9 protein-coding genes are annotated in these 12,249 nt (G+C 67.1%); 8 read left to right on the top strand and 1 reads right to left on the bottom strand.

Annotated elements, in window-relative coordinates; genetic code table 11:
• The first annotated feature begins 133 nt into the window (after window positions 1-133).
• A complete protein-coding gene (locus ACWMMN_RS27730) occupies window positions 134-1,075 on the top strand; it encodes a transposase (protein ID WP_059237362.1) in 942 nt (313 codons plus the stop codon).
• Between the two features lie 123 nt (window positions 1,076-1,198).
• Here ACWMMN_RS27730 and ACWMMN_RS27725 read toward each other — a convergent pair whose 3' ends face one another.
• Window positions 1,199-2,725: a mannose-1-phosphate guanylyltransferase/mannose-6-phosphate isomerase gene (locus ACWMMN_RS27725; protein ID WP_059237361.1), complete on the bottom strand. Its 1,527-nt coding sequence runs from the start codon at window positions 2,723-2,725 to the stop codon at window positions 1,199-1,201.
• 428 nt (window positions 2,726-3,153) lie between these two features.
• Between ACWMMN_RS27725 and ACWMMN_RS27720 the strand changes: the two genes are divergently transcribed.
• From ACWMMN_RS27720 to ACWMMN_RS27690, 7 genes are all read left to right on the top strand, one after another.
• Window positions 3,154-4,527 (top strand): undecaprenyl-phosphate glucose phosphotransferase, encoded by a 1,374-nt coding sequence (locus tag ACWMMN_RS27720; RefSeq protein WP_342705863.1) that lies wholly within the window; start codon window positions 3,154-3,156, stop codon window positions 4,525-4,527.
• Window positions 4,528-4,593: 66 nt separating this feature from the next.
• Window positions 4,594-6,006, top strand: a complete 1,413-nt coding sequence (locus tag ACWMMN_RS27715) for a UDP-glucose dehydrogenase family protein (RefSeq protein WP_486423419.1) — start codon at window positions 4,594-4,596, stop codon at window positions 6,004-6,006.
• 30 nt (window positions 6,007-6,036) lie between these two features.
• Entirely contained in the window at window positions 6,037-6,480 is a 444-nt protein-coding gene (locus ACWMMN_RS27710) for a low molecular weight protein-tyrosine-phosphatase (protein ID WP_486423418.1), read from the top strand.
• Entirely contained in the window at window positions 6,459-7,661 is a 1,203-nt protein-coding gene (locus tag ACWMMN_RS27705) for a polysaccharide biosynthesis/export family protein (protein ID WP_404823493.1), read from the top strand. The genes ACWMMN_RS27710 and ACWMMN_RS27705 overlap by 22 nt, the downstream gene beginning before the upstream one ends.
• Window positions 7,662-7,711: 50 nt before the next feature.
• The gene (locus tag ACWMMN_RS27700; protein WP_059237358.1) at window positions 7,712-9,937 is read left to right on the top strand and encodes a polysaccharide biosynthesis tyrosine autokinase; all 2,226 of its coding nucleotides are present in this window, start codon (window positions 7,712-7,714) and stop codon (window positions 9,935-9,937) included.
• 64 nt (window positions 9,938-10,001) lie between these two features.
• Window positions 10,002-10,961, top strand: coding sequence for a glycosyltransferase family 2 protein (locus tag ACWMMN_RS27695; protein ID WP_059237357.1), 960 nt, complete (start codon window positions 10,002-10,004; stop codon window positions 10,959-10,961).
• A 148-nt stretch (window positions 10,962-11,109) separates the two neighbouring features.
• Window positions 11,110-12,246, top strand: a complete 1,137-nt coding sequence (locus tag ACWMMN_RS27690) for a glycosyltransferase family 4 protein (RefSeq protein WP_059237356.1) — start codon at window positions 11,110-11,112, stop codon at window positions 12,244-12,246.
• Window positions 12,247-12,249: the final 3 nt, after the last annotated feature.

Raw genomic sequence — 12,249 nt, 5'->3', positions numbered from 1 at the left:
GTGAAAGTGCGGTGTCGGACCGGCATGCACAACACCGGATAACCATAATGTGCAACCTGGCTGCTCCGCGACGCGACGTGTCGCGACGGCGCCGCCAATCGCAGCCCGGCCTGGCTGCGTGGAGAGATCTACTATGTTCTTCGATGAGCTTAACGATGAAGAGTGGTTTCGTCTTTCAACGCTGATCGCCGATGAACCCATCCGGCTGAATCGTCGTGGGCGTCCACGTGCGGAGCCGCGCGTCGTTGCCAACGCCGTGCTCTGGATCCTGACGACGGGCGAAGCCTGGTCCAAGCTGCCCGGCCGCTATCCGTCCGGGCCGACGTGCCGCCGCCGCTATGAAGAGTGGCTCGCGAGCGGCACGCTGCTGCAGATGATCGACGTGCTGACCCAGTTCAGCGGGCGCGCGTTCGCGTACATTCCGCCGCCGCCGCTGCCGGTCGTTCCCGCGCACCGTGCGGAGCCCGTGCCCGACAACGACCGCTTGCGCGGCGTGTTCTGGCAGAACCCGGAATCGTGGCAATTGCCGGTTTCGCAGGCAAACGTTTGGGACGGCGAGGGCGCGTCGGTGAGCACGATGCCGGACGACCAGATGCTCGACGCGTCCGACGCGTCGTTCGTGGTGCCCGGTGCGCCGGCCACGGAACTGCGCCACGCGCATGCGTCGTCGGCGAGCTTCGCCGCGGCCGAACCGCAGACCGACGAGTATCGCGGCTATACGATCAGCGGCATTGCGCAACCCGTGCAGAACCTGATGTACCGCGCGTGGGCCGAAATTTCGCAGGACGAACGGCGCGTCGAACGCTCGGGCCTGATCGGTCCGCGCTTCACCGATGCCGAGGAAGCCGAGCAGTTCGCGCTCGACTGGGCGCGCCAATGGATCGATCGCCACGGGGCGAGCGACGAGCCGGCGCGCGAGCCGCAAGGCGAGGTGCTGGCCGGCTTGTCCGCATTGGCTCGCGCGGAATCGGACATCAAGCGCTTCATTGCCGAACGCCGCGCGGGCGCGTTGTCCGAAAGCCGCAACGATCCCGTGCAGGCGGAACGCCGCGAGTACGCGTACCGCGTAGGCTGATCGCCGTTTCAATGCAACGCGCGGGCCGTCGTGTGCCACGACGGCCGCGCGGAAGCGCCATCTCTCCAGGCCTGCCCAATCCGGGGGCGCCGCTGTCGAAGCGGCGCCCCCGGCTTTGCTGCGTCATTGCCGGCCGTAGGTATCGTCGAAGCGGACGATGTCGTCCTCGCCGAGATACGCGCCCGACTGCACTTCGATCAGTTCGAGCGGCATCTTGCCCGGGTTCTCCAGGCGGTGCGATACGCCGAGCGGAATGTACGTCGATTCGTTTTCGGACAGCAGGAACGTTTCGTCGCCGCGCGTGATGCGCGCGGTGCCGCGCACGACGATCCAGTGTTCGGCGCGGTGGTGGTGCATCTGCAGCGACAGTTGGGCGCCCGGCTTCACGACGATGCGTTTCACCTGGAAGCGCTCGCCCGTGTCGACGGAGTCGTAATGGCCCCACGGGCGGTGCACCTTGCGGTGATCGGTCGCTTCCGCGCCGCGTTGCGCCTTGATGCGCCCGACGATTTTCTTCACGTCCTGCACGCGCGACTTGTCGGCGACGAGCACGGCGTCGGGCGTTTCGACGACGACCAGGTTCTGCGTGCCGACGCAGGCGATGAGCCGGCTTTCCGAATGCGCGAAAGTCGATTCGGCGTCTTCGAACAGCACGTGGCCGCGGCCGACGTTTCCGGTATCGTCCTTCGGCGAGATCTGCCAGATCGCGTCCCACGAGCCGACGTCCGACCAGCCCGCGTCGAGCGGCACGACGACGCTCTCGCACAGTTGCGGCTGGCCCGCGAGCGGCTCCATCACCGCGTAGTCGATCGAGTTCGACGGCGAGGCGGCGAATGCGTCGCGATCGACGCGGAAGAAATCGCCGTCGGACTTGCCCAGTGCGACGGCCTGTTCGCAGGCCGCGTAGATCGCGGGTTCGAGATGCCGGATCGCCTTCAGCCAGACCGAGGCGCGGACGATGAAGATCCCGCTGTTCCACCAGTATTCGCCGGATGCGACGTACTGCTGAGCGAGTTCGAGATGCGGCTTCTCGACGAAACGGTCGAGGCGGCGGACGTCGAGGCTGCCCGTTGCGGCGTCGCCGAGCGGCGCGCCGACGCGGATGTAGCCGTAGCCCGTTTCCGCGTGCTTCGGCACGATGCCCATCGTCGCGATCTTGCCTTGCGCCGCGCAGTGCACGCCGGCCGCGACGGCCGCGTGAAAGCGCGGCAGGTCGGCGACCGCATGGTCGGCCGGCATCACGGTCATCACCGCATCGTTGCCGCCGGCGACGAGCCGCAGCGCGGCGAGCGTCAGCGCGGGCGCGGTGTCGCGGCCGAGCGGCTCGAGCATGATCGTCGCATCCTTGGCCGTCAGGCGCAGCTGTTCGGCGGTCGTGAAGCGGTGATCCTCGCCGCACACGATCACCACGTCGTCGTTCAGCGGATGGGCGGCCGCGAGGCCGTCGAGGCGCAGGGCGGTCGACTGCAGCAGCGAATGATCGCCGAGCAGGCCGATCAGCTGTTTCGGAAAACGTTCGCGCGACATCGGCCACAGGCGCGTGCCGGAACCGCCGGCAAGAATCACGGGCTGCACGGCGAGGCGCGTGCCGGCGGCGGGTGCGGCGGAAGAAGATTGGCGCGTTTCGGCGGCCACTGCCGGAGCATTCATGATGACACTCTCCACGGTTGAAGTCAGTGCCTGTCGTTGTAGCATGAAGTAAATCGACAATAAAACCGGATCCATTGGCGGATATTCGCCGCGCGTGCATCTGGGAAAATTTTCCTCGATAGCATCGGATGCCAATAAAAAAATAAAAAATAATTCCGTGCATCGACGGTCGGCGCCCGCCGGCAAAGGGTTCGCGGCGAACGTAAAGTTTCCGAAAAATTCTCGAATCCCGATCGATCCGGGAAAACGTGCCGATTTAATTAAAATAAATCGCGGCAAGAATTTCCGATTATTTTTCGAAATACTTGTGCGCTTGAGGGGCGATTTTCTTGCCGGTTCAATAGCGTCATGCAACGTTTGAATCGAATGTGCGGCACGGGTCGCATGAGGAGCTGTTCGGCAAACGCCTGTTCAAAGAGGAAGCAGACATGTTGAGCGTGCTGGCGAGAGTCATCGATATCGCGATGGTCGTGGCGGGAGCGCTGATCGCTGCCACGCTGCACGGCGGCAGCATCTGGCTCAACGACCTGCAGCGCACGACGGTGTTGTTCGACTGCCTGCTCGTCGTCGTGTCCTTCCCGGCCTTCGGCATTTACCAGTCGTGGCGCGGCAAGCGTCTCGTCGGGCTGATGGGGCGTGTCGTGTTCGCATGGCTCGCGGTCGAGCTCGCGGGCATCCTGATGAGCTTCAGCTTTCACCAGTCGGGCGACCTGTCGCGGCTGTGGCTGGGCTACTGGGCGCTCGTGACGATGACGCTGCTCGTCGGCTCGAAGGCCTGCGTGCACGTCGTGCTGCGGCAGTTGCGCCGTGGCGGCTACAACCTGAAGGCGGTCGCGATCGTCGGCGGCACGCCGGCGGCGCGGCGGCTGATCTCACAGATGCGGGCGCGTCCGGAAGCGGGCTTCAACCCGGTGTGCGTGTACGACGAAAGCGAGGCGCCGGGCGAAGTGGCGCTCGACGACGTGCGCATCGAGCGGCAGTTCGAATCGCTGGTGTGGCTGGTGCGCAGCCGCGCGATCAGCGAGCTGTGGCTCACGCTGCCGATCACTGAAGAGCGCCGGATTCATCAGATCGTGACGGTGTTCCGCCACGACTTCGTGAATATCCGCTTCATTCCGGACGTGCGCACGCTGTCGTTCTTCAACCAGGAAGTGGTCGAGGTGCTCGGCGTGCCGGCGATCAATCTCGCGGCGTCGCCGATCACCGACGTGCGGATCATGCCGAAGTTCGTGTTCGACCGGCTGTTCGCGCTGGCGGCGCTGGCGGCGCTCGCGCCGGTGATGGTGCTGATCGCGGGCCTGATCAAGCTGACGTCGCGCGGGCCGGTGTTCTTTCGCCAGAAGCGCAAGGGCATCGACGGGCACGAGTTCGAGATCTACAAGTTCCGCTCGATGAAAGTGCACCAGGAAGTGGCCGGGCAGGTCACGCAGGCGACGAAGAACGACACGCGCGTGACGCCGGTCGGCCGGTTCCTGCGCCGCACGAGCCTCGATGAGCTGCCGCAGTTCATCAACGTGCTGAAGGGCGAGATGTCGGTGGTCGGCCCGCGCCCGCATGCGCTCGCGCACGACGACATCTACAAGGATCTGGTCAAGGGCTACATGTTCCGCTACCGGATCAAGCCGGGCATCACCGGGTGGGCGCAGATCAACGGCTTTCGCGGCGAGACCGACCAGATCGAGAAGATGATGGGACGCGTGAAGCTCGATCTGTACTACATGCAGAACTGGTCGTTCTGGCTCGACATCAAGATCGTCGCGCTGACGCTCTGGAAAGGTTTCACCGGCAGCAACGCGTACTGACGGCGCGTCGCGCAGGCATTCCGGTTTTACGAATTTCGAATCATTGGTCACGAGGTCCGACACATCATGAATCTGACTATCATCGGCAGCGGTTACGTAGGTCTTGTCACCGGCGCCTGTCTCGCCGACATCGGGCACGACGTGTTCTGTCTCGACGTCGACCAGGCAAAGATCGACATCCTGAACAACGGCGGCGTGCCGATCCACGAGCCGGGCCTGAAGGAAGTCATCGCGCGCAACCGCTCGGCCGGCCGCCTGCGCTTCTCGACCGACGTCGAGGCGGCGGTCGCGCACGGCGACGTGCAGTTCATCGCGGTCGGCACGCCGCCCGACGAGGACGGCTCGGCCGACCTGCAGTACGTGCTCGCGGCGGCGCGCAACATTGGCCGCTACATGACAAGCTTCAAGGTGATCGTCGACAAGTCGACGGTGCCGGTCGGCACGGCCGAGCGCGTGCGCGCGGCGGTGGCCGAGGAGCTGGCGAAGCGCGGCGGCGACCAGATGTTCTCGGTCGTGTCGAATCCGGAATTCCTGAAGGAAGGCGCGGCGCTCGACGATTTCACGCGGCCGGACCGTATCGTGATCGGCTGTGACGACGACGTGCCGGGCGAGCGTGCCCGCGAGCTGATGAAGAAGCTCTACGCACCGTTCAACCGCAACCACGAACGCACGCTGTACATGGACGTGCGCTCGGCCGAGTTCACGAAATACGCGGCGAACGCGATGCTCGCGACGCGCATCTCGTTCATGAACGAGCTGGCGAATCTCGCCGACCGCTTCGGCGCGGACATCGAGGCCGTGCGCCGCGGGATCGGCTCCGATCCGCGCATCGGCTACCACTTCCTGTATGCCGGCTGCGGCTACGGCGGCTCGTGCTTCCCGAAGGACGTCGAGGCGCTGATCCGCACGGCCGACGAGCACGGCCAGTCGCTGCAGATCCTGAAGGCCGTGTCGTCGGTCAACGCGACGCAAAAGCGCGTGCTCGCCGACAAGATCGTCGCGCGCTTCGGCGAGGACCTGACGGGCCGCACGTTCGCGATCTGGGGCCTGGCGTTCAAGCCGAACACCGACGACATGCGCGAGGCGCCGAGCCGCGAGCTGATCGCCGAGCTGCTGTCGCGCGGCGCGCGCGTCGCGGCGTATGACCCGGTCGCGCAGCAGGAAGCGCGCCGCGTGATCGCACTCGATCTCGCCGATCACCCGAGCTGGCTCGAGCGCCTGACCTTCGTCGACGACGAGGCGCAGGCCGCGCGCGACGCCGACGCGCTCGTGATCGTCACCGAATGGAAGATCTTCAAGAGCCCCGACTTCGTTGCGCTCGGCCGCCTGTGGAAGGCGCCGGTGATCTTCGACGGCCGCAACCTGTACGAGCCGGAGACGGTGAGCGAGCAGGGCATCGAATACCACCCGATCGGCCGGCCGGGCTCGCGCCAGGCCGTCGCCGCCCGCGTGCCGGGCACCGCGCGCGCAAGCGCGTAACCCGTTTCCCGTCACTCGTTACGAGACACCATGTTCCGGAACATCCTGATCGTCTGCCACGCGAACGTCTGCCGCAGCCCGGCAGCGGAAATGCTGTTCAAGTCGCACGCCGCGTCGCGCGGCGGCCCGCGCCCGACGTTCCACTCGGCCGGCGTGCATGCGAATGACGGCGAGGGCATCGATCCGGTGATGCGGCAACTGCTCGCCGAGCGGGGCGTCGATGCGACGACCCACCGGTCGCGGCGGCTGTCGCGCCGGATCGTGCGCGACGCCGACCTGATTCTCGTCAGCGAGCGCGGACAGATTGCGGCCGTCGAAAAGGTCGATCCGTTCGCGCGCGGCAAGGTTCACCTGCTCGGCAAGTGGGAAGGGGCCGAGATTGCCGACCCGCACGGCGGCCCCGAAGCCGATTACCGCGAGAGCTACTCACTGATCGAACGCCTGGTTCAAGGATGGCTACAGAAACTATGCTGAAACGCCCGATGCGCCCAATGCGTCCGGTGGCGCTTGCCGTTGCGCTGACGACTTTCCTGTCAGCCTGTGCAACCGCTCCCGGCAACTACCTCGATTCGTCGAACCTGAAGGACGAAGGCCGGCAGGAAGCGGCCGAAACCTATCCGGTTCATTACATCGACGCCAAAGTGGTGATGGACCAGCTGCAGAAAGCGCAGGTCGACCATCCGCTGCCGCCTGGGCGCTATAGCGATCCGTCGCAGTACACGTATCGCGTCGGCCCGCAGGACATCCTCGGCGTCACCGTGTGGGATCACCCCGAGCTGACGACGCCGCAGGGCCAGTCGTTCTCGAGCGGCGGCAACACGACGCAATCGGTCGCGGGCGCGCTGCAGCAGCCGTATACGACGGCGCTGCCGGGCCAGGCCGATCCGTACGGCCAGACGGTCGGCGCCGACGGCACGATCTTCTTCCCGTTCGTCGGCCGCGTGCGCGTGGCGGGCAAGACGGTCGCGCAGATCCGCGAGCAGATGGCGTCCAGCCTGTCGCGCTACGTGAAGAATCCGCAGCTCGACGTGCGCGTGCTGTCGTTCCGCAGCCAGAAGGTGCAGGTGACGGGCGAAGTGAAGCAGCCGGGCCCGCTCGCGATGAGCGACGTGCCGCTGACACTCGTCGACGCGATCTCGCGCTCGGGCGGCTCGACCAACGAGGCCGACCTGCAGCGCGTGCGCCTGACGCGCGACGGCAAGCTCTACACGCTCGACGCGAACGGCGTGCTCGATCGCGGCGAGGTCAACAAGAACGTGATGCTGCAGGCGGGCGACATCGTCAACGTGCCGGACCGCAGCGACAGCCGCGTGTTCATCATGGGCGAGGTCAAGACGCCGGTCACGGTGCCGATGCTCAAGGGCAGGCTGACCATCGCCGACGCGCTGACGGCGGGCGGCGGCATCCTCGACACCGACGCGAACCCGCGCAAGATCTACGTGATGCGCGGGATGCGCGACAACCCGACGAAGCCTGAAGTGTTCCGTCTCGACATGACGCAGCCCGACGCGCTGATGCTGTCGAGCCGCTTCCCGCTTCAACCGCTCGACGTCGTGTACGTCAGCACGGCCAGCTCGGTGCAGTTCAACCGTGTGCTGCAGCAGGTGCTGCCGACGATCCAGACGATCTTCTACATGCGGCAAATCACACGCTGATAGCCCGCCGGGGCGGCGCCTCCGCCCCGGCACCACTCAAGCGGGAACGAATGGTGAACACGCAAGCGAAACACTCCTACGCGGATCTGACCGCGAAAACCGAGGAAGAGGACGTCGTCCTCGGCCAGTTGCTCCAGGTGATCATGGACGACATCTGGCTGCTGCTCGGCATCGCGGTGACGGTCATCGCACTCGCCGGCCTCTACTGCTTCATCGCCAAGCCGGTCTACCAGGCGGATGTGCACGTGCGCGTCGAGGGCAACGACAACACGTCGCAGGCGCTCACCCAGACGCAGACGGGCGCGATGATCAACAGCGGCCCGCAGCAGGCGCCGACCGATGCGGAAATCGAGATCATCAAGAGCCGCGGCGTCGTCGCGCCGGTCGTCGAGCAGTTCAAGCTGAACTTCTCGGTCGTGCCGAAGACGCTGCCGGTGATCGGCAGTCTCGCCGCGCGCCTCGCGACGACGGGCGAGCCGGCGCGGCCGTGGCTCGGCCTGAAATCGTATGCGTGGGGCGGCGAAGTCGCCGACGTCGACACGATCAACGTCGATCCCGTGCTCGAAGGCAAGAAGCTGACGCTGACGGCCGGCCCCAACGACACCTATTCGCTGGCCGACGAGAACGGGAAACGGCTGCTGTCGGGCCGCGTCGGCGAATCGGCACAGGGCGGCGGCGTGTCGCTGCTCGTGAAGCACCTCGTCGCGCGCCCCGGCACGCAGTTCACGGTGGTCCGCTACAACGATCTCGATGCGATCAGCGGGTTCCAGGCCGGCATCCAGGTGACCGAGCAGGGCAAGCAGACGGGTGTCGTGCAGATCTCGCTCGAAGGCAAGGACCCGGACCAGACCGCCGCGATCGCGAACGCGCTCGCGCAGTCGTACCTGAACCAGCACGTGGTCGCGAAGCAGGCCGAAGCGACCAAGATGCTCGACTTCCTGAAGGGCGAGGAACCGCGCCTGAAGGCCGACCTCGAACGCGCGGAAGCCGCGCTGACGCAGTACCAGCGCACGTCGGGCTCGATCAACGCGAGCGACGAGGCGAAGGTCTACCTTGAAGGCAGCGTGCAGTACGAACAGCAGATCGCCGCGCAGCGCCTGCAACTCGCGTCGCTCGCGCAGCGTTTCACCGATTCGCACCCGATGGTGATCGCCGCGAAGCAGCAGCTCGCGGAACTGCAGGGCGAGAAGGACAAGTTCAGCAACCGCTTCCGTAGCCTGCCGGCCACCGAAGTGAAGGCCGTCCAGCTCCAGCGCGACGCGAAGGTCGCCGAGGACATCTACGTGCTGCTGCTGAACCGCGTGCAGGAGCTGTCGGTGCAGAAGGCGGGCACGGGCGGCAACATCCACCTGATCGATTCGGCGCTGCGTCCGGGCGATCCGGTCAAGCCGAAGAAGGTGCTGATCCTGTCGGCAGCCGTGTTCCTGGGCCTGATTCTCGGCACGGGCGTCGTGTTCCTGCGCCGCAACATGTTCCAGGGCATCGAGGATCCGGACCGCATCGAGCGCGCGTTCAACCTGCCGCTGTACGGGCTGGTGCCGCAAAGCGCCGAGCAGGTGAAGCTCGACGCGGCGGCCGAGAAGGGCGGTGGCCGGGCACGGCCGATCCTCGCCAGCCTGCGTCCGAAGGATCTCAGCGTCGAGAGCCTGCGCAGCCTGCGCACCGCGATGCAGTTCGCGATGATGGATGCGAAGAACCGCGTGATCGTGCTGACGGGCCCGACGCCCGGCATCGGCAAGAGTTTCCTGACGGTCAACCTCGCGGTGCTGCTCGCCCATTCGGGCAAGCGCGTGCTGCTGATCGACGCCGACATGCGTCGCGGCTTGCTCGACCGCTACTTTGGCCTGACCGCGCAGCCGGGCTTGTCCGAGCTGCTGAGCGACCAGTCGGCGCTCGAGGATGCGGTGCGCGAAACGCCGGTGCAGGGCCTGTCGTTCATCGCGGCCGGCACGCGCCCGCCGAATCCGTCGGAACTGCTGATGTCGACGCGCCTGCCGCAATACCTCGAAGGGCTCGGCAAGCGCTACGACGTCGTGCTGATCGATTCGCCGCCGGTACTGGCGGTGACCGACGCGACCATCATCGGCCGCATGGCCGGCTCGGCGTTCCTCGTGCTGCGCTCGGGCATGCATACCGAAGGCGAGATCGCCGATGCGATCAAGCGCCTGCGCACCGCGGGCGTCGATCTGGAAGGCGGGATCTTCAACGGCGTGCCGCCGAAGGCGCGCGGCTACGGTCGCGGCTATGCGGCCGTGCACGAATACCTGAGCGCCTGATCCGCAACGCGCGTAACCGGGCGGGCAGCGCGTGCCGCCGGCCCGGCCGACTGGAGAACCATCGATGAAAATTTCCGTGCTCGTTCCGACCTACCGGCGTCCCGCCGACCTCGCGCGCTGCCTGTTGGCGCTGCAGCGGCAGCAGCGGCTGCCCGACGAGGTGATCGTCGTCGCGCGCCCGGAGGACGATGCCACGCATGAACGGCTCGCCGATCCGGCGGTCGGCGGCGCGCTGCCGCTGCGCATCGTGCCGGTCGACGTGACGGGGCAGGTCGCCGCACTGAACAAGGGGCTCGACTCGGTACACGGCGACGTCGTCGCGATCACCGACGACGATGCGGCGCCGCATCCCGACTGGCTCGCGCGCATCGAAGCCGCGTTCCTGTCCGACCCGCGTGTGGGCGCGGTCGGCGGCCGCGACTGGGTACACGAGAAGGGCCGCCTGCTCGACGAGTCGCGCGAGCTGGTCGGCCAGCTCACGCTGTCGGGCAAGATCATCGGCAATCATCACCTCGGTGTCGGCGGCGCGCGTGAAGTCGACACGCTGAAGGGCGCGAACATGAGCTACCGGCGCACGGCGATCGCCGGGCTGCACTTCGATACGCGGCTGCGCGGCGCGGGCGCACAGGCGCACAACGACACCGCGTTCAGCATGGAGGTGCAGCGTGCGGGCTGGAAGCTGCTGTACGACCCGGCGATCGCCGTCGATCATTTCCCGGCCGAGCGCTTCGACGACGACCGGCGCGATGCGGCATCGCTGAATGCGATCAGCAACGGCGCGTACAACCTGCAGCTGACGCTGCGCGAGCACCTGCCGCCGGTACGGCGCGAGATCGCGTGGTGGTGGTGGGCGCTGGTGGGCACGCGCGTCTACCCGGGCTTCGCGCACGTGCTGCTGTCGCTGCATACCGCACGGCGCGGCCGCGTGCTCGCGCACTGGCGCGCGGTGCGCCGCGGCGCGCGCGATGCGCGCCGCACGAACCTTGCCCCCCACCGTGCGGCGATGCCGCCGGTGACGTCTTGAACGGCTCGCGCGCATCGCGCACGGCCACGCCCGGAGGGCTCGAAATGAAACAATCCCCACGCTCACGCCGTTCGCATGGGGGGGCGCAGCCCCCCCGTCTCCGGAGGGCTTGTCCGTCCGACTGCCAGGCGGCCCGGCGGAGGCTGACATGACTGCAACGAACGTCCACGTCCACCTGTTTTACGGCGCCGATCCGCGTACCTACCGGAAAGGCGAGAACATCGGCTGCCTGTACGGCTATCACCATGCCGAATCCGACGAATTCCGGCTGACCTATTCGCAGGACGGCGGCGAGAACCGCGTCGCGAGCCTCGCGCGCCGTGCGCTGAAGGCGGCGCTCGGCTTCGATCTCGTGCATGCCTGGCGCAACCGCGCCGAACTGCTCAATACCGACGTGATCTGGACACACACGGAACAGGAGCACCTCGCCGCGTCGCTGATCCTGAAGCTCGCCGGCGCGCAGGGCAAGCGCCCGTTGCTGCTCGCGCAGAGCGTGTGGTTGTTCGACAAGTGGGGCAGCTTCGGCGGCCCGCGCCGCTGGCTGTACCGCAAGCTGCTCAAGCGCGCGGACGCGCTGACCACGCTCGCCCGCGACAACGCGGACCTGTGCCGCCGCTATCTCGGGCGCGAAGCCGAGTTCGTCTACTACGGGCTGAACACGCAGGATTTCCCGCCGACCGAGCCGCAGCAATGGAAGCCGAGCCGGCCGCTGCGGATCGCGGCGATCGGCAACGACCGCGATCGCGACTGGCGCACGTTCCTCGCCGCGTTCGGCGGCGACGAGCGTTACGACGTGCGGCTCGCGACGCGCCGCCGCGTGCCGCGCGAATGGCACGCGCCGAACGTGAAGATCGGCTCGGCGTCGGGGCTCGCGAAGCAGCACGAGCTGTATGCGTGGGCCGACGTGATCGTCGTGCCGCTGCGGCCGAATTTCCATGCGTCGGGCATCACCGTGATGCTCGAGGCGGCGGCCGTCGGCAAGCCGATGATCGTGTCCGACGTGGGCGGGCTCAGCGACTACTTCCCGCACGATACGGCCGCCTATGTGCCGGCGTTCGATGCGCAGGCGATGCGCCAGGCGGCCGACCGCTTCGTCGCCGATCCGGTTGCGGCGCTCGATTGTGCGCGGGCGGCTGCCGCGTGCCTGCGCGAACGCGACCTGACCACCCGGGCGTTCGCCGAGCAGCACGTGCGGATCACGCGCGACATGCTGCGCCGGCGCCGCACGCCGGCCGCGGCAGGCGTGACGATGCCGCTCGCGGATTCGCGTCCGTCGTCGCGTTGAGAG

The organism is Burkholderia cepacia complex sp. TUM26381, from assembly GCF_057439935.1.
Note: the sequence above shows the minus strand (reverse complement) of the source record. Positions and strands in the feature narration are given on the sequence as shown.

Coding starts and splice junctions, on each gene's coding strand:
- ACWMMN_RS27725 (WP_059237361.1), bottom strand. CDS start 2,725: ATGAATGCTCCGGCAGTGGCCGCCGAAACGCGCCAATCTTCTTCCGCC.
- ACWMMN_RS27695 (WP_059237357.1), top strand. CDS start 10,002: ATGAAAATTTCCGTGCTCGTTCCGACCTACCGGCGTCCCGCCGACCTC.
- ACWMMN_RS27720 (WP_342705863.1), top strand. CDS start 3,154: ATGTTGAGCGTGCTGGCGAGAGTCATCGATATCGCGATGGTCGTGGCG.
- ACWMMN_RS27690 (WP_059237356.1), top strand. CDS start 11,110: ATGACTGCAACGAACGTCCACGTCCACCTGTTTTACGGCGCCGATCCG.
- ACWMMN_RS27705 (WP_404823493.1), top strand. CDS start 6,459: ATGGCTACAGAAACTATGCTGAAACGCCCGATGCGCCCAATGCGTCCG.
- ACWMMN_RS27700 (WP_059237358.1), top strand. CDS start 7,712: ATGGTGAACACGCAAGCGAAACACTCCTACGCGGATCTGACCGCGAAA.
- ACWMMN_RS27715 (WP_486423419.1), top strand. CDS start 4,594: ATGAATCTGACTATCATCGGCAGCGGTTACGTAGGTCTTGTCACCGGC.
- ACWMMN_RS27730 (WP_059237362.1), top strand. CDS start 134: ATGTTCTTCGATGAGCTTAACGATGAAGAGTGGTTTCGTCTTTCAACG.
- ACWMMN_RS27710 (WP_486423418.1), top strand. CDS start 6,037: ATGTTCCGGAACATCCTGATCGTCTGCCACGCGAACGTCTGCCGCAGC.